Origin of the sequence: Psychrobacter sp. K31L, assembly GCF_017942195.1 — a bacterium.
GTDB classification, from domain to species: Bacteria; Pseudomonadota; Gammaproteobacteria; order Pseudomonadales; family Moraxellaceae; genus Psychrobacter; species Psychrobacter glaciei.
In genome coordinates, this window is record NZ_JAGKSC010000008.1 from 52,886 (window position 1) to 69,031 (window position 16,146).

The window sequence follows — 16,146 nt, forward strand, 5'->3', positions numbered from 1 at the left end:
GATGAAAAAAATGAAAGTCACTCAATTTAAATCGGGTGCCCATCGCCTAAAGAGCCACAAAGCGAGCTTGAAAGGATTGGGTTTACGCCGTATTAATCATACTGTTGAAGTAGAAGATACTCCTTCAACCCGTGGTATGGTCAATCGCGTCAACTACATGGTAAAAGTGGAGGAAGCGTAATGGGTCTTAGATTAAATGAATTATCACCAGGTGTTGGCGCAAAGAAAACTGCCCAACGTCGTGGTCGTGGTATCGGTTCAGGTCTTGGTAAGACTGGTGGTCGTGGTGTAAAAGGTCAGAAATCTCGTTCAGGTTCTAGCATACGCTCAGGATTTGAAGGTGGTCAAATGCCTTTATATCGCCGTCTACCAAAATTTGGTTTTACCAGTAGAATGGCAATGACGACTGCTGAAGTCCGTCTGTCTGAATTGAATAAAATTGAAGGCGATGTGGTCAGCATTGAAACACTTAAAGCTGCTAACCTTATCCGTCATGATATGAAGCGTGCTCGTGTAATGTTGTCAGGCGAAGTGACTAAAGCTTATACCTTTAAAGGTATTAAAGTGACTAAAGGCGCTAAGCAAGCAATCGAAGCTGCTGGTGGTAGCATCGAGGAGTAGTAACGTGTCAAAACAATCAATGTCATCGGCTGGTATACCGCTTAATCCATTTGCCTTCATACGCAAGTATGACGAATTATGGACGCGTTTATTATTCTTAATCGGCGCATTGATTGTTTATCGTTTAGGGTCACATATTCCAGTTCCGGGTATCAACCCAGTTAACTTGGCTGATCTGTTTTCGCGCAACGAAAACACCATTCTGAGCATGTTTAATATGTTCTCAGGTGGTGCGCTAGAGCGTATGTCTATTATGGCGCTTGGCATTATGCCATATATTTCAGCATCGATTATTGTACAGATGATGTCTGCAGTACTGCCATCGCTTGAAGCCCTCAAAAAAGAAGGTGAAGCGGGACGACGCAAGCTAAACAAGTACACCCGTCAAGGGACACTTGCTTTAGCTCTAGTACAGTCATTAGGAATGTGTGCTGGCTTAATCAGCCAAAATCTTACCTTATCCTCTGGTTTGACTTTTTATATTCCAGCTGTTACTTCATTAGTAGCGGGCGCTATGTTCTTAATGTGGCTTGGTGAGCAGATTACAGAACGCGGCGTTGGTAATGGTATCTCAATGCTTATTTTTGCGAGCATTGTGGCTGGTACGCCAGGTATGATTTCGCAGTCTATCGAACAGGTCAATCAAGGTCAGATGAATCTGATTGTACTGTTCATTTTTGTACTATTAGGCATCGCGGTTACTGCAGGTATTGTTTATATTGAACGTGCTCAGCGCCGTGTCCCTGTCAACTATGCACAAAAACAGCAACAAGGTCGCAAGATATACGCTCAACAGCAATCACATTTGCCGTTGAAGCTGAACATGGCAGGGGTTATCCCAGCTATTTTTGCCAGTTCTTTGTTGTTGTTCCCTGCAAGTTTAGGGCAGTGGGTTGGTCAATCAACTGATCCTACTTTTGTACAAAAAATATTGCAAAATATGGCATTGGTGTTGTCCCCAGGGCAACCGCTATATTTAGTACTATTTGGCGCGATGATTATTTTCTTCTGTTATTTTTATACGGCATTGGTATTTAGCCCGCGTGAAGTAGCAGAAAACCTTAAGCGTAGTGGTGCGTATATCCCTGGTATTCGCCCTGGACAACAAACTCAGCGTTACCTCGATCATGTATTAAACCGACTGACCTTTATTGGCGCGATGTATATGACGGTTATTTGTTTAATGCCGATGGTCGTCCAGTCATCGTTTGGTGTGCCGTTTCAACTCGGTGGTACATCTTTACTGATTATGGTGGTTGTGGTAATGGACTTCATCTCGCAGATTCAAGCGCATTTGATGACCCATCAATATCATGATCAGACGTTAATTCAATCGCCCACTCAACCTTAAATGAGCGGTACGATATTTCAAGGAGTATGCTATGAAAGTTCAAGCATCAGTTAAGAAGATTTGTGGTAGCTGTAAAGTTGTGCGTCGTAAAGGCCGTGTACATATCATCTGTACAGCAGAACCGCGCCACAAGCAACGTCAAGGTTAATATTTAGTATCATAAAGTTTTAAACTTTTGTTACTATCTAAATTAATACTTGAAAAATAACGGCGGATGGGATATCATCCGCCACTTGCCGTGTTTATGCAGAATATTTTGTAATGCTGTCAATGGTTAGGCTTTTAACTAAGCCAAAACAGCGACAGTGACCATAATATATTTAGTATTAACAGCAACAATTCTGAAGAATAATGCCTTATTGATAAATAACGCTTATTTTTCTTTAATGGAGAGAAATCAATGGCTCGTATTGCCGGCGTAAACATTCCGGATAATAAGCATGCTGTTATTTCACTAACTTACATCTTTGGTGTAGGTCGTACCACTGCTCAGAAAATATTAGAAGCAGTTGGCATTGCCCCTACTACTAAAGTTAGTCAGTTAGATGATACACAGTTAGATGCTATCCGTGCACAAATTGCAAATTACATGACTGAAGGTGATCTTCGTCGTGAAGTTTCAATGAATATCAAGCGTTTAGTTGATCTTGGTTGTTACCGTGGCATACGCCATCGTCGTAACCTACCAGTTAGAGGTCAGAACACCAAGAACAACGCTCGTACTCGTAAGGGTCCGACACGCCCTCTCAAAAGATAATTAACTTAGGAAGCTAAAAGATGGCAAAAGACACTCGCAGTCGCAAAAAGGTGGCTCGTCGTTCAGTATCGGAGGGCATAGCCCATATCCATGCGTCTTTTAATAACACCATTGTTACGATTACCGATCGTCAGGGTAATGCATTGGCTTGGGCCACTTCAGGTGGACAAGGCTTCCGTGGTTCACGTAAATCTACACCATTTGCAGCTCAGGTTGCAGCTGAAGTCGCTGGTAAAGCGGCTCAAGAATATGGTGTTAAGAATATCGACGTTTTGGTCAAAGGACCAGGACCGGGTCGTGAGTCTGCGGTAAGAGCACTAGGTGCATTGGGTTATAAAGTTAACAGCATCTCTGATGTAACCCCAATCCCACACAATGGTTGCCGTGCGCCGAAAAAGCGCCGCGTCTAATATTAAAGACGAAGCTTTTTATCCCAAAAGCTTATAGGAGACATAACAATGGCCCGCTATATTGGACCAAAACTCAAATTATCACGTCGTGAAGGTACAGACTTAGGCCTTAAGTCTGGTGTTAAACCATACGATGTTAAAACGAAAAAAGCTGGTCGTCCACCAGGTCAACACGGTGTAAGCCGTAACAAGACCTCAGAATATGCTCTACAGCTGCGTGAAAAGCAGAAAGTTAAGCGTATTTATGGTGTACTAGAGCGTCAATTCGCTAACTACTATAAAGAAGCTGCTCGTAAGCGCGGTGCTACTGGTGAAAACCTACTAGCCATGCTTGAGAGCCGTCTAGATAACGTTGTATATCGCATGGGCTTTGGCTCAACTCGCGCAGAAGCACGTCAGCTAGTCAGTCATCGTACTGTTATGGTAAAAAAAGCTGGCCGTGATGAGTTTGTTCGTGTGAACATTCCATCAATTCAGCTTCAAGATGGTGATGTCATCGCTATCCAAGAGAAGTCTCGCGAACAACTACGTATTAAAAACGCTATCGAATTAGCGACACAACGTGGTATTCCAGAATGGCTAGATGTTGATCACAGCAAACTACAGGGTACTTTTAAACAAGCGCCTGATCGTATTGATCTACCTGCTGAAATCAACGAAAGCTTGATCGTTGAGCTATACTCTAAGTAAATGACGTACTGCTCGATGTCATGAAAATGGCATTGAGCAATTAACGTTAATTAAACCAGTTTAATAAATCGAGGTGACATCATGATGCTAAATGCAACTGAGTTTCTAACGCCGAATGCCATTAACGTGGATACGGTTAACGAAACGATTGCGAAAGTCACGCTCGAACCGTTAGAACGCGGCTTTGGGCATACCCTAGGTAATGCCTTACGTCGTATCTTGTTATCTTCATTACCTGGTGCTGCAGTCATTGAAGCTGAGATTGATGGCGTTGACCATGAATACTCTACGCTTGAAGGGCTACAAGAAGATGTACTTGACTTGCTTTTGAACTTAAAAGGCTTGGCAATTACGCTTCATGACCAAAATGAAGTATTTTTGACCTTGGATAAACAAGGTCCAGGCACTATTACTGCTGCAGATATCGCGTTACCACACAATGTTGACATCATCAATCCAGAATTGGTATTGGGTACATTGAGTGATCGTGGTCATCTTAAGATGCGTTTGCGCGTAGTAATGGGTCGTGGATATGAGCCAGCAAACCAGCGCCGTGAAGATGGTGATACTAAGGCAATTGGACGCTTAAAGCTTGATGCAAGTTTTAGTCCTGTGCTTCGTGTTGCCTATCAGGTTGAGAACGCTCGTGTAGAGCAGCGTACTGATCTTGATCGTCTTATCATTGAGCTTGAAACTAATGGCACTATAGATCCAGAAGAAGCAATTCGTAAAGCAGCCACTATTTTACAACAACAGATTTCTATCTTTGTTGACCTAGAAGCTGAAGAAGCGCCTGAGCCTGTGAAAGAGAAAGAAGAGGTTGATCCGGTGCTATTACGCCCTGTGGACGATCTTGAACTAACGGTTCGCTCAGCCAACTGCTTGAAAGCTGAAAACATTTACTATATCGGTGATTTGGTACAACGTTCAGAGACTGAACTTCTAAAAACCCCAAATCTTGGTAAGAAATCATTAACGGAAATCAAAGACGTTTTAGCGTCTAAAGATTTAGAGCTCGGTATGCGCCTAGATAACTGGCCACCAGCTGATTTACGTGTTGATGATCGCTTTTCTTATCGTAGCCGTTAAACTTTAAGGATTTTTGACTATGCGCCATCGTAAGAGTGGAGTCAAGCTGGGTCGTACCGGCAGTCATCGTAAGGCAATGTTTCAGAACATGACTAACTCATTATTTGAGCATGAACTGATCAAAACAACTTTACCAAAAGCTAAAGAACTACGTCGCGTTGCCGAGCCATTGATCACTATGGCTAAAGAAGACAGCGTTGCTAATCGTCGTTTAGCATTCAGCCGTATGCGTAGCAAAGCTATGGTAGGCAAATTATTTGGCACGTTAGGTCCTCGTTACCAGACGCGTCCAGGTGGTTATTTGCGTATCGTAAAATGCGGTCATCGTGATGGTGACAATGCGCCAATGGCATATGTAGAATTAGTTGATCGTGACTAATTTTATACTGAATATATGATTCATAAAAAAGCTCCAATCGATTGGAGCTTTTTTTTATGCGTTTAAATAAGTAGTTATAATAACAAAGAACTAACGTCAGCAGCACCTTGTCTGATGATTTCAGGCTGGCTACTGGTCATATCAACGATAGTGGTTAGCTTAGTGGTTTTTATACCTGCGTTGATGAGACCGTCTATTTGGTTGCTTAACAGATCTTCTATTTCAAATGGATCATCAAGTATATCATCGCGATTTGGTAATATTAATGAGCTGGTTAAGATAGGCTCGTCCATGGCTGCCAAGAGTGCTTGGGCGATAGGATTACTTGGCACACGAATACCAATGGTTTTTTTCTTCGCATGTGCCAGTTTCTTTGGTACGTCTTTTGTGGCATTAAGAATAAAGGTAATAGGAGCTGGCGTATGAGCCTTAAGCTGCTTAAATTGCACATTATCTACTGCTGCATAATTAGCAATTTCACTTAAATCTCGGCACAATAGCGTAAATTGATGCTTATCATCAAGCTCACGGATTTGTTTTAATTTTTCGAGGGCGTCTTTTGCGCCTAAACGACAACCAAAAGCATAGCTAGTATCAGTAGGATAAATGATTAACTGATCCTTACGTAATAGATCAGCGGCTTGCTCAATAAGACGTGGCTGCGGATTTTCGGGATGTATATAGAGCACTTGCATAATAGTTCCTTGTCTTATAATTATAGGTTATATACTTTTGAGATGGTGGATGAGTTGTTATCAAATAAATAACGCTAGAAAGAAATAACGCTAGAAAGAAATAAGAGTAATAATGAGTTAATCTTTTGCTAGCTTCGCTTTATCTTAGCTGCACCACAAAATCTACTTATCTATCAGTATAGCTTAAAGCAAATATAAGTTTATTGGCAAGGCGTTACGGTTGGTAGGAAATCGTTAACAGTTTACAAGCATCGCTATCATTAACCTTATAGAGATTTATCGTGGCTCGCTGTTAGTTAATTTATCGTTACAAACACTTAATAATACCCGTAGCAAAGTCTTGGCATCACGTGGCAGCGTTACTGGCTTGGTAATATAGGTTTCAACTTGTAAATAAACGTCATGAGCAAAAGTGCTACCACTGGTATCGAAGTCGGCAAACAGATTGTCCTGTGAGACTCGAAAGTGATATCCACAGGCAAGAGTAAATAAACACTCAAGCGCCTGCGGTTTAATCTCTACGCGCTCAAATGCTTGCTGCTGAGAGGCTGAACGCCCATCTGGTGCATACCAGTAGCCAAAGTCGGGTAAGCCTCTACGTTCTTTACCAGCGACACACCAATGGCTTAATTCATGCAGCGCACTGGCAAAAAATCCGTTGGCAAACTCGATTCGTGCTGGCTGATTGTTCTGAGCAGGGAAATATTCTGGTTCACCATCACCAGATGCTAATATCACTTGATGCTTGGCAAACACGGTATTAAATAAACAAATAAGCCAATCGGTTGCTGCTTTTTCAGTATCTGCTATAGAAGCACTTTCCTTAGACAGTTTTTGCCATTGATCTGCTAAATCTTTTAGGTTTGTATTTATTTTAGAATTGAGTGCGCAAGTCTTTAGAGTGCTCATAGGGCATTCTATAGCTGTATCTTCTAAGTCAGTGAGATGTTGAAGCAAAAGAGTCGTATCAACAGAAGACCACAATGCAGAAAAATCAGGGTTGGCGGTAGGCGATATCATAGATAGAAGATTGACCGAATAAAAAATAAGAGACTGTTGGTACTCTATACATGAAATGAGTAAATAAAAATGTGAGGCAACCCAAAGGTCAAAAAATCTTAACATACTAGCGCTAGCGCTACTCAGCGCTTTCCGCTAGTATGGCAGGCAATATTATACACCGTTTTTGATGAATGAGGCCGCGTATGTCAAGCACTCCAGTAAGCAAGCCTTCAGCGGCTCAAGCTGATAATATGCAGAATCCTATATCGAGTAATATGCCCGAACACCTTTCCTTAAATAAATGGGAAGATACTGGCTTTGAGTGGGCAGGAGAGATAGAACCTACCTCTTTTGAACGTCTTTCCGCTATACTGACGACCGAGCATGAACAAGAAAAAATCCAGCTCACTGCCAATCTTTATCGTCGTAATAATGTCTTACATCTATCATTTAAATTGGCGGGTGATGTATGGCTAACTTGCCAGCGCTGCTTGCAACCCGTAGCCACTGACTTAACTGATGATTATGATATTGCACTACTCGATGACGAGAGCCAAGTGCGCCTAGTCAATGAAGAGCAGGACTATTTATTGCTTGATGAAGTCATTACTGAGCAGTCGCCAGAGCGCTTATTGCCTTTGAAAAAATTGGTTGAAGATGAAATATTGCTTAAAACACCGATGGCACCGAAGCACGATGACTGTGAAATGACGGTTGAGCAATTTGGTGAGATACCTGAAGAAGAAGAAAATGAAAATCCTTTTGCCGCTTTAGCCTCGTTGAAAGGCAAGTTATAAAAGAAAAAATGCTGTATTCAATTGATTTAGAATGCCTTTTATCGGCTTTGTGCAGAAGAGTCGTACGCAGGGCTTTATTAATCGATGAAACATGCGTATAATGTCCCGTTTATTGCATTCTAGCAACAGGTTACTTGCAGATAAAAACTGACTAGGCAAATTGACTATAGATTTTAGACGTAGTTAGCATTTTAATGCACGTGGCAATCTATTTAACTAATGATGCGTAAGACTTAGGTTGTTGTGATTATATAGCCTCTGTCAGTATCGACTAAAGCTGAATTTTAAGCTTATCCCTTTTAAGTATAGGAGCTATATCATGGCTGTTCAAAAAAGTCGTAAAAGCCGTTCTCGTCGTGACATGCGCCGTTCACACCATCGTATGGAAGTGGCTGAGCTAAGCGTAGATGCTACCACTGGTGAAAAACATCGTCGTCATCACATGACTAAAGATGGTTTTTATCGTGGTCGTCAGTTGTTCAAGGTCAGTCAAGACGCTTAATTGACTATTTAATCAGTGATGCAACAATACGATGGTGCTGATGGCACTTTACGGCTTTTTGTACCGCTATTATTAGGCAATAAGTTTTGAGCTAAAGAAAGCCAAGTTATTTCGCTACCATATATTATGTGGTGGGATAACTTGGCTTTTTGCTATGAATTTTTTATGACGTAGCTCCCTATCATTGGTTTTTATCACGTAATTTTTTATCAAATGCTGTGCCTAAAAAACTGTCAAAAGCTAAATATTATCTTACCTTAACGCCTCATTTTTTCATCAGCTATGATAATAGTATCTGTCAGTGTATAGTTTACTTATAATCAGCTGTCTGAGTGATCAGTTAAAAATATAACTCTAGACCGCCCCTAATTTTACAATACTCCCGATTATCTTTAGGGATGTTTTCAATTACATAAGGAATATTGGTTATGGCCTCTGTACCCGATATGATAAAAAAACAGCCAACCCGCATTGCGGTGCTTTTCCCTGGTCAAGGCTCACAAATTGTCGGTATGACCAGCGAGCTCGCTGAAGCTTATCCAGAGATTCGTGATACTTTTGCTGAAGCAAGCGAAGCACTAAGTGAAGACTTATGGGCAATTTGTCAGGATGAAGAAAAGCTCAATCAAACGCAATATACTCAGCCAGCCTTATTGACGGCTAGTATCGCCATTTGGCGTATTCTACAACCAAAATTCAAAAAAGCGCCGTGCTATCTAGCGGGTCATTCTCTAGGTGAGTACAGCGCCCTTTGTGCCGCTGGAGTGATATCGCTTGCTGATGCGGTGAGATTGGTACATACGCGCGGTCAGTTGATGCAGGAGGCGGTAGTAGGTATCGATACAGCGATGGCAGCAGTGCTAGGGCTCGAAGATCATCGTGTGGAAAACTTGTGCGAGCAGGCAACCGAGCATGTTGATGGCGCGATTGTCGGAGCAGCAAATTTCAATAGTCCAGGACAAGTTGTGGTTTCAGGAAATGCGGCAGGCGTCACAGCTGTCATCGATAAAGTAAAAAATACTGGCAAAAAAGCCATCCCACTAAAGGTGAGCGTGCCATCACATTGTGCGCTTATGGCGCCAGCAAGTAGTGCTTTAGCGGAAGCCTTAGCAGCTATTAAGTTTGATCAAGCAACCATTCCGGTTATTCAAAACCGTCATGCGCGTGTTGAGAGTAGTGCGGCAGGTATTAAGCAAGCATTAACCGAGCAGCTAAGTGAGCCAGTACTATGGTCAAAGACCATGCAAGAGCTGGCTGATAAGCAAATTAATATTTTAATCGAGTGTGGCAGTGGCAATGTATTGAGTAATTTGGCCAAGCGTCAAGCGCAACCAATTGCCAGCTATCCTACTGACAAGCCCACCCGTCTTGATAAATTAATGGAGGTATTATCATGAGCCGTACGATTACCCTAGTGACTGGTGCCAGTCGCGGTATTGGCAAGGCAGTCGCCAAACGTTTTGCAAAGGAAGGACATTTCGTGATTGGGACAGCCACCACAGAGAAAGGTGCTGAACTTGTTGATGGTTATCTACATGATAGTGGTGGTATTGGCCGTGTATTAGACGTACGCGATACGGCACAAATCGATAAGCTATTTGAAGAAATTGAAAGCGTCTATGGCGCGGTGCAAGTGCTGGTCAATAATGCTGGTATTACCCAAGACGGTCTATTGATGCGCATGAAAGATGAAGATTGGGAGAACGTGGTTGATACCAATTTGACATCGGTTTATCGCATGAGCAAACGTGCGGTACGCGGTATGATGAAGGCGCGTCGTGGTCGTATCATTAATATTACCTCTGTCGTTGCTCAAATGGGCAATGCTGGTCAGTCTAATTACGCGGCGACTAAAGCGGGCGTAGAAGGTTTTAGCCGTACACTCGCACGTGAAATCGGCTCACGCCAAGTCACGATCAACTGTGTGGCACCCGGTTTAATTGAGACGGATATGACGGATGAGCTTGACGAGCGCCTACTAAATTCGATGCTAGATGCCGTGCCTATTAGTCGTCTTGGGCAGCCAGAAGACATCGCAGCTGCCGTACATTTCTTAGCCAGTGACGAAGCCAGCTACATCACAGGTGCCGTTATTCCTGTCAATGGTGGCATGTATATGTAGGTGACGCACAAGTGTTACATACTTATAATAAAAAACTGTGTGAACGAGTGTAAACTATAATAAAGGGTGCTATAATGACGAATACTTTTACGTCAAAGCCCTGTATGATAGCAGGGCTTTACTAGACATTAGACAGAACGTATAACGTGTCATAGAGTACTCAGACGGCAATGCTGATCTGGCAAATTCCATTTTATATACTAGGCGATAACGTTTAACTATCGCGCTATCGCAGTTTATTAAAAATAATAGATGATAAAGGAGTAATCTACATGAGTAATGATACCGAGCTAAGAGTAAAGGCGGCAGTAGCTGAGCAATTAGGTATGAACGTTGAAGACATCAACAACGATGCTTCATTTATGGAAGATTTAGGCGCTGATTCATTGGATCTAGTCGAATTGGTTATGTCATTCGAAAGCGATTTTGGCATCACTATTCCTGATGAAGATTCAGCTGAATTGACGACGGTTCAAAAAGCAATCGACTACGTACAAGCCCAACTATAACTCGCTATTTGCTTAGCAAGTCTTACAATGCCGCTTATCTATACAGCATAGATAAGCGGTTTTTTTATGTTCGTTATTTATTCTAAGAGTCTATCTCAGTCATTTATGTTCATCTAGTGATTCATTTCATTAACATAAGCTACGCCAAATCAACATTACTCAACATACTATTACTATTCATCATATGTGTCTTTGCCTATACTAATAACGATTAATAATAAATAATAGTATTTCAAGGAGCAGTTATATGGGTATGTTTAGTTTTGCAAAAGACATCGGTGATAAGATTTTTAATCGTGACGACGAAAAGCATGATGCTAAATCAGAAACCAAAGCAGATGCTAGTACGCCTGTCGCCAGCGGTGAGCCTTCAGCACAATCGGTTGCCAACATTTTGCTACGTCGCATTCAGCAGCAAAACCTCAATATCAGTAACCTAAAAATTAAATATAACGGTTCGACGGATACCGCTGAAATCAGTGGTAACGCTAAAACACAGGCTGACCGTGAAAAAGCCATTATCGCTATTGGTAATGTCCAAAACGTCGCTAAAGTCATTGATAACATTGATATCGAAGAAGACGCGCCTGAATCTACGATGTATACCGTAAAATCTGGTGACAGCCTATCTAAGATTGCTAAAGATGTTTATGGTTCATCTGGTGATTATACAAAAATATTTGAAGCCAATAAGCCTATGCTGTCTGATCCAGACAAAATTTATCCTGGTCAAGTATTGCGCATTCCCAAGCCGTAATTTTTAATCCATAACTCCTAAGCCTAATCAGCATTAGTATGTCTAATAGAATAAAAAATGCCTCTTTAGTAAGAGGCGTTTTTGTGTCTAAAAGGAATAGGTTTACCGATTATTGATATTTAATTTTTCAGTTTGTTCGGTAAGCGCCCAATTAATATGTTCGTCCAGCATATCGTTATGCAAGCCTAACTTAGATTGTAGATGAGAGACTATTTCTATACTGGGATTAGCATTGCCAAGTCCAATGGCGATATTGCGCAAAAAGTTCACATAGCCTGTGCGCCTGAGCGGACTGCCTTCAGTTTTTTTCATGAACTCTGCGTCTTGCCATTGCCACAGCTCAAGCAAACTGCTGTTATCAAGCTGATGCCGTGGCGTGAAGTCTTCTACGGTTGTAAGGTTGGCGTAGCGATTCCACGGACAAATGAGCTGACAGTCGTCACAACCGAAGACGCGATTGCCAATTGCGCGACGATATTTGGTATCAATGGTGCCATCATGCTCAATCGTTAAATAAGAAATACAGGCAGAAGCATTGAGCTCGTAGGGCGCGACAATCGCTTGGGTTGGGCAGATATCAATACAGGCACTGCAACTGCCGCAGTGCTCTTTTACTGGTTCATCATCCGGCAACTCAAGACTCATAAACAACTCACCCAGCACAAAGAATGAGCCCGCTTGTTTGTTTAGCAATAGCGTATGCTTGCCTGTCCAGCCAAGTCCTGCTGCATCTGCAATAGGACGCTCAAAGATAGGGGCAGAGTCACTAAAAGGTCTGAAAATAAATTCTGCCTCAGCCCCAATATCTAGATGCTGCCATTCAGCAAGCATCGCTTCTATCTTTAAGGCTAATTGTTTTAAGCGGCTGCGCATCGTCTTATGATAATCGCGGCCTCTGGCATAACGCGCAATGATACCTTGATTGGGATGATCATCATCAGTGACCGCACGCGGGGTAGGTGTCTGAGTGAGATAATCCATACGCACGCTGATGATGGTTTTTGCCCCTTCTACCAGTTGGGCAGGATGCGCACGTAGGTGGTGATTGTTATGCATAAACTGCAATTGGCCTTCATAGCCTTTATCCAGCCACCGTTGCAATTGTTCAATTTGTTGAGTAAATAAAGGATGATGCACGGATAAGAAACCACAGTCGGCAAACCCTAAAGACTGTGCTTGGGCTTTAATCCATTGCTTTACCTCTGTGGTGGTAGCAAACGTTGGGCTATTACTCACAGTAATCTTTTTTTCGGGCGCAGGGTTAGGCTCAGGAGACGTTTTCTGAGCTGATATCTGCTGAATTGAAGAGTTAGATAAGTTTACTTTAGAAGGATTATTCATGTGTGATAGCAGGTAATAGAGTGAATACCGATATGATAAGCCAGTGAGCTAAGAGCGCAAGTACAAAAGCAAATAATCTCACATTTCATATTGATACATAAGTCAAAGTGAGCTTTTGCTAAGCTTAGACAAGCGAGTAACCAGCAAGTTTTGATATCATAAAAAACCAATAAAAATAATCGAGGAACGGTATGCAAACTCAATCCAATGTATTTTCATCAGACACAACGAGACCGATAGCGCTATATAGCAGCGAGCAAGTCTACGCTATGGAGCAAGCATGGTTTGCAGAAGGTTATGATAGCTTTGGATTGATGAAGCAAGCTGCTTGGCAAATGACGCAGCATATAGAACAGCTCTACGAGAAAAAATATCTGAAAGCTCGTGCCTCGGCTGATAAGAAAGTTTATCGACGTAATGCTTGTCAGCAACGAGCGAGTATCTGGGTAGGAAAAGGGAACAACGGCGGTGATGGTTGGCTTATAGCTTACTATTTGCAGCAGGCAGGCTGGCAGGTAAAAGTAATCACAGTCGGCTATGCTACCGAAGGTCTAGAGACGGACAATCAAATAGAAATTGCTAACAAAGTAGACAGACACGACGTTGTATCCGATGCTAAGCAAGCGCAACAAATAGCGCTATCTGCTAAGGTAAATTATCAACGCTTTGAGGATAGTAGTGCCAATCAAAGTGAGATAAGAGAAGCGGACTGGCAAGCTGATATTTATATCGATGCATTATTTGGTATAGGACTGGACCGTGCACCTGAAGGTGTTTACGAGCAGGCTATTAGCGCCTTTAACAAGGTAGCCCAATCCAATGATGCTTTGGCAATTGCCGTTGATATCCCGAGTGGCTTAGTGGCTTCTACTGGTCAAGTATTTGAGCGCATTGCCATACAAGCTGACGTGACGTTGTGCTTGATCTCCCGTAAATTCGGCTTACATACCAAAGATGGCATGGACTATAGCGGGAGCGTGATTGATATACCGTTAATACCGACTCAGTCAAGCAACTCAGCCGCCACTCTAGTGACTGTAGCGCACGCTTTAAATGCTCGTCGACAGAACAGCTACAAAGGCAGCTATGGTCACGTCTTGGTCATTGGTGGTAATCGAATTGATGGCTCGCAAGGTATGGGCGGGGCAGCCATACTATCTGCCAGTAGTGTCATGGCGACAGGTGCGGGTAAAATTACTGTGGCTTGTCACGATGCCTTTCATGGTGCTTTATTAACGTCATTACCCGATGCGATGACGATTGATTTGCATGATAAAGAGGGGGTGAAAACATTAATTAAGGACGCTAGCGTCGTTACCATTGGCATGGGATTGGGGCGTGATAAAAAAGCGCAAGCATTATTCATCAGTTATGTTCAGGCTGCTATAACAGAGAAGAAGCCACTGGTCATTGATGCAGATGGTCTTTATCATCTGGCATCATTGCAGATGGAGAGTCGTGAGCATCCTCATAAACACGAACTCATCGCTCAGCTGCGACAACACAGTATGGATCATCAGGTTTGTTTGACGCCGCACAGTGGTGAAGCGGCTAGATTGCTTGATAAGAAAATTAGTGTAGTAGAAAATGATCGAATAGCAGCTATAAAACAGTGTGCTAAAACTTATGGCGGTGATTGGGTGCTAAAAGGCGCTGGTTCATTGGTACTGGAGCAAAGGGTATTAGAACAGAAGGGTTGGCAAGCGCATATTTATGTTTGCGGCGTAGGTAATGCTGGCATGGCCACCGCTGGCATGGGCGATGTATTGTCTGGGGTGATTGCTGGGCTGTTGGCACAACAGGATCTAGAAGACGAAGCGCGCTGCTTGCACCAAGCGGTTCTTCTGCATGCGCTAGCAGGAGACGCTTTGGTGAATGATACTGACCATTACCAGCATAATAGCTCGCTACTGATTGGACAGCGCGGGCTACAAGCGCAAGATATGCCAGCAGCCATTCGTCATGTCATGCAATTGATTACCAATAAAAATTAAGTAGGGTAGTGTGCCCTATCAAGTAAAACTAGGTCGTAGAGCCATTACAATACTGAGTGATGGCTTGTTGCACGCGCTCACGCTTAAGCTCGATTTCGCGACCATCTAAGTATTCACGTTTGCCATCACTATCCATCTCATATATACGCCCGCCAACGTTTAGATTGGTTAGGTTATTACGCAGTGATTGGCAGCGCTGTGCATTAGCCTGCGCTTCTTGATCCTTAATACGTGCTTCTAGCTGGGCAACGCGCTGTTCTTCTGCACTTTGAGTAGGTATGTTTTGGTTTGCCTCTGTTTTACCCGCTAGCTGACCTGCGTTATTCTGCCTACCATCGCTACGAAATTCGATCACTTCAATATTTCTGCCTTCTTGCGGCGCATGCTGGCTGTACTTCACTTCACCGTGCGTACCAATCGATTTATACACTTGGATAGCATGACTGGCATTCATTGACAGCATTATCATACATGCAGTACTGATGCTGATGAGCAGCTTGGCAGGGGTATGTATGGTAGACATGTATGCCATAGTAGCGGTCCTCTTAAGGGGGTAAAAAATGAAGGTAGATATTTATTTGAAGGCAGTATTTACATTGATAAATAACAATATGAATACAGTAGCGTTTGATTTTAGCAAATAATGCTTATGAATGTACATTATTTAATAACTAATAGTTAGGGGTGGGTTTTAGAAGTTTTTCTTGACAATAGGACTCAAACCATTGAATATAATAGCAGTTGATTGGTCAGTGAGCGGCTTTTATGATATTGCCGTGGCACTTGAGAATGAGAACTACGGGTTACTTATCGGTAGCTTACGTCGTTTTATTTTCTTTGTGATAATGATATGGCAAAAATGATGATCATAGCGATTATTGTTAATGACTGTATATGTTGTCTCCGGACTTATCTGTCTACAATGACTAAGATAAACTTATTATTTGAAATACGCTAAGTGTGGATTTTTGCGGTTGTATTGCTTGCATTAAATGCAAAACAATATTTGGTTATGATGTTTTTTATTAGCCTATTATAAGATCAGATGATCTTAGGACGTAGTATTGGCTATTAGAATTATTTTATGACTTTAGCTATAGCAGCGCCTCTTTTATAAACACTATCGCTCA

20 protein-coding genes are annotated in these 16,146 nt (G+C 42.4%); 16 read left to right on the forward strand and 4 right to left on the reverse strand.

The window, feature by feature from the left end:
• The first annotated feature begins 1 nt into the window (after position 1).
• The 9 genes from rpmD (at position 2) to rplQ (ending at position 5,297) form a co-directional block, all read left to right on the forward strand.
• On the forward strand, positions 2-181 hold the full coding sequence (gene rpmD, locus J5X94_RS11900; protein ID WP_010196714.1) for a 50S ribosomal protein L30: 180 nt from the start codon (positions 2-4) through the stop codon (positions 179-181).
• Complete coding sequence (gene rplO / locus J5X94_RS11905; RefSeq protein ID WP_010196716.1) at positions 181-621, forward strand: 50S ribosomal protein L15; 441 nt, start codon at positions 181-183, stop codon at positions 619-621. The genes rpmD and rplO overlap by 1 nt, the downstream gene beginning before the upstream one ends.
• A gap of 19 nt (positions 622-640) precedes the next feature.
• Positions 641-1,972 (forward strand): preprotein translocase subunit SecY, encoded by a 1,332-nt coding sequence (gene secY / locus J5X94_RS11910; RefSeq protein ID WP_173240232.1) that lies wholly within the window; start codon positions 641-643, stop codon positions 1,970-1,972.
• 31 nt (positions 1,973-2,003) lie between these two features.
• A complete protein-coding gene (rpmJ, locus tag J5X94_RS11915; protein WP_010196721.1) occupies positions 2,004-2,120 on the forward strand; it encodes a 50S ribosomal protein L36 in 117 nt (38 codons plus the stop codon).
• Positions 2,121-2,372: 252 nt separating this feature from the next.
• Positions 2,373-2,729 carry a 30S ribosomal protein S13 gene (rpsM, locus tag J5X94_RS11920; RefSeq protein WP_010196723.1) on the forward strand — a complete coding sequence of 119 codons (357 nt, stop codon included), beginning with the start codon at positions 2,373-2,375 and terminating at the stop codon, positions 2,727-2,729.
• 20 nt (positions 2,730-2,749) lie between these two features.
• Positions 2,750-3,139, forward strand: a complete 390-nt coding sequence (rpsK, locus tag J5X94_RS11925) for a 30S ribosomal protein S11 (protein ID WP_010196728.1) — start codon at positions 2,750-2,752, stop codon at positions 3,137-3,139.
• Between the two features lie 48 nt (positions 3,140-3,187).
• Positions 3,188-3,829 (forward strand): 30S ribosomal protein S4, encoded by a 642-nt coding sequence (rpsD, locus tag J5X94_RS11930; RefSeq protein WP_010196731.1) that lies wholly within the window; start codon positions 3,188-3,190, stop codon positions 3,827-3,829.
• Between the two features lie 81 nt (positions 3,830-3,910).
• Positions 3,911-4,918, forward strand: a complete 1,008-nt coding sequence (locus J5X94_RS11935) for a DNA-directed RNA polymerase subunit alpha (protein ID WP_021813386.1) — start codon at positions 3,911-3,913, stop codon at positions 4,916-4,918.
• A gap of 19 nt (positions 4,919-4,937) precedes the next feature.
• Positions 4,938-5,297: a 50S ribosomal protein L17 gene (gene rplQ / locus J5X94_RS11940; protein WP_010196736.1), complete on the forward strand. Its 360-nt coding sequence runs from the start codon at positions 4,938-4,940 to the stop codon at positions 5,295-5,297.
• A 74-nt stretch (positions 5,298-5,371) separates the two neighbouring features.
• Here the strand turns inward: rplQ and J5X94_RS11945 are convergent, their stop codons facing one another.
• Both J5X94_RS11945 and J5X94_RS11950 read right to left on the reverse strand, forming a co-directional pair.
• Positions 5,372-5,992, reverse strand: coding sequence for an L-threonylcarbamoyladenylate synthase (locus J5X94_RS11945; protein ID WP_010196739.1), 621 nt, complete (start codon positions 5,990-5,992; stop codon positions 5,372-5,374).
• A 276-nt stretch (positions 5,993-6,268) separates the two neighbouring features.
• Positions 6,269-6,901, reverse strand: coding sequence for an elongation factor P hydroxylase (locus tag J5X94_RS11950; protein WP_228293252.1), 633 nt, complete (start codon positions 6,899-6,901; stop codon positions 6,269-6,271).
• A 296-nt stretch (positions 6,902-7,197) separates the two neighbouring features.
• Here J5X94_RS11950 and J5X94_RS11955 point away from each other — a divergent pair, with 296 nt between their 5' ends.
• The 6 genes from J5X94_RS11955 (at position 7,198) to lysM (ending at position 11,681) form a co-directional block, all read left to right on the forward strand.
• Positions 7,198-7,791: a YceD family protein gene (locus J5X94_RS11955; RefSeq protein ID WP_194621023.1), complete on the forward strand. Its 594-nt coding sequence runs from the start codon at positions 7,198-7,200 to the stop codon at positions 7,789-7,791.
• 319 nt (positions 7,792-8,110) lie between these two features.
• Positions 8,111-8,293 (forward strand): 50S ribosomal protein L32, encoded by a 183-nt coding sequence (rpmF, locus tag J5X94_RS11960; RefSeq protein WP_010196743.1) that lies wholly within the window; start codon positions 8,111-8,113, stop codon positions 8,291-8,293.
• A 428-nt stretch (positions 8,294-8,721) separates the two neighbouring features.
• The gene (fabD, locus tag J5X94_RS11965; protein ID WP_210541393.1) at positions 8,722-9,690 is read left to right on the forward strand and encodes an ACP S-malonyltransferase; all 969 of its coding nucleotides are present in this window, start codon (positions 8,722-8,724) and stop codon (positions 9,688-9,690) included.
• Entirely contained in the window at positions 9,687-10,415 is a 729-nt protein-coding gene (gene fabG / locus J5X94_RS11970; RefSeq protein WP_010196745.1) for a 3-oxoacyl-ACP reductase FabG, read from the forward strand. Before fabD ends, fabG begins: the two co-directional genes overlap by 4 nt.
• 272 nt (positions 10,416-10,687) lie before the next feature.
• Positions 10,688-10,924, forward strand: a complete 237-nt coding sequence (acpP, locus tag J5X94_RS11975; RefSeq protein WP_025652201.1) for an acyl carrier protein — start codon at positions 10,688-10,690, stop codon at positions 10,922-10,924.
• A gap of 247 nt (positions 10,925-11,171) precedes the next feature.
• Entirely contained in the window at positions 11,172-11,681 is a 510-nt protein-coding gene (lysM, locus tag J5X94_RS11980; RefSeq protein WP_010196747.1) for a peptidoglycan-binding protein LysM, read from the forward strand.
• 102 nt (positions 11,682-11,783) lie between these two features.
• Here the strand turns inward: lysM and queG are convergent, their stop codons facing one another.
• Positions 11,784-13,022 (reverse strand): tRNA epoxyqueuosine(34) reductase QueG, encoded by a 1,239-nt coding sequence (queG, locus tag J5X94_RS11985; protein WP_210541394.1) that lies wholly within the window; start codon positions 13,020-13,022, stop codon positions 11,784-11,786.
• A gap of 191 nt (positions 13,023-13,213) precedes the next feature.
• Between queG and J5X94_RS11990 the strand changes: the two genes are divergently transcribed.
• On the forward strand, positions 13,214-15,016 hold the full coding sequence (locus J5X94_RS11990) for an NAD(P)H-hydrate dehydratase (protein WP_210541395.1): 1,803 nt from the start codon (positions 13,214-13,216) through the stop codon (positions 15,014-15,016).
• 28 nt (positions 15,017-15,044) lie between these two features.
• On the opposite strand, the gene J5X94_RS11995 is transcribed toward J5X94_RS11990, so the two are convergent.
• On the reverse strand, positions 15,045-15,548 hold the full coding sequence (locus J5X94_RS11995; RefSeq protein WP_210541396.1) for a DUF4124 domain-containing protein: 504 nt from the start codon (positions 15,546-15,548) through the stop codon (positions 15,045-15,047).
• Positions 15,549-16,146: the final 598 nt, after the last annotated feature.

Bases quoted from the DNA above. Each gene is read 5' to 3' on its own strand.
- rplQ (WP_010196736.1), top strand. From the start codon at position 4,938: ATGCGCCATCGTAAGAGTGGAGTCAAGCTGGGTCGTACCGGCAGTCAT.
- fabD (WP_210541393.1), top strand. From the start codon at position 8,722: ATGGCCTCTGTACCCGATATGATAAAAAAACAGCCAACCCGCATTGCG.
- rpsM (WP_010196723.1), top strand. From the start codon at position 2,373: ATGGCTCGTATTGCCGGCGTAAACATTCCGGATAATAAGCATGCTGTT.
- J5X94_RS11995 (WP_210541396.1), bottom strand. From the start codon at position 15,548: ATGGCATACATGTCTACCATACATACCCCTGCCAAGCTGCTCATCAGC.
- rpmJ (WP_010196721.1), top strand. From the start codon at position 2,004: ATGAAAGTTCAAGCATCAGTTAAGAAGATTTGTGGTAGCTGTAAAGTT.
- rpmF (WP_010196743.1), top strand. From the start codon at position 8,111: ATGGCTGTTCAAAAAAGTCGTAAAAGCCGTTCTCGTCGTGACATGCGC.
- rpsD (WP_010196731.1), top strand. From the start codon at position 3,188: ATGGCCCGCTATATTGGACCAAAACTCAAATTATCACGTCGTGAAGGT.
- rpmD (WP_010196714.1), top strand. From the start codon at position 2: ATGAAAAAAATGAAAGTCACTCAATTTAAATCGGGTGCCCATCGCCTA.
- queG (WP_210541394.1), bottom strand. From the start codon at position 13,022: ATGAATAATCCTTCTAAAGTAAACTTATCTAACTCTTCAATTCAGCAG.
- rpsK (WP_010196728.1), top strand. From the start codon at position 2,750: ATGGCAAAAGACACTCGCAGTCGCAAAAAGGTGGCTCGTCGTTCAGTA.
- acpP (WP_025652201.1), top strand. From the start codon at position 10,688: ATGAGTAATGATACCGAGCTAAGAGTAAAGGCGGCAGTAGCTGAGCAA.
- fabG (WP_010196745.1), top strand. From the start codon at position 9,687: ATGAGCCGTACGATTACCCTAGTGACTGGTGCCAGTCGCGGTATTGGC.
- J5X94_RS11955 (WP_194621023.1), top strand. From the start codon at position 7,198: ATGTCAAGCACTCCAGTAAGCAAGCCTTCAGCGGCTCAAGCTGATAAT.
- J5X94_RS11950 (WP_228293252.1), bottom strand. From the start codon at position 6,901: ATGAGCACTCTAAAGACTTGCGCACTCAATTCTAAAATAAATACAAAC.
- lysM (WP_010196747.1), top strand. From the start codon at position 11,172: ATGGGTATGTTTAGTTTTGCAAAAGACATCGGTGATAAGATTTTTAAT.
- secY (WP_173240232.1), top strand. From the start codon at position 641: ATGTCATCGGCTGGTATACCGCTTAATCCATTTGCCTTCATACGCAAG.
- J5X94_RS11935 (WP_021813386.1), top strand. From the start codon at position 3,911: ATGATGCTAAATGCAACTGAGTTTCTAACGCCGAATGCCATTAACGTG.
- rplO (WP_010196716.1), top strand. From the start codon at position 181: ATGGGTCTTAGATTAAATGAATTATCACCAGGTGTTGGCGCAAAGAAA.
- J5X94_RS11945 (WP_010196739.1), bottom strand. From the start codon at position 5,992: ATGCAAGTGCTCTATATACATCCCGAAAATCCGCAGCCACGTCTTATT.
- J5X94_RS11990 (WP_210541395.1), top strand. From the start codon at position 13,214: ATGCAAACTCAATCCAATGTATTTTCATCAGACACAACGAGACCGATA.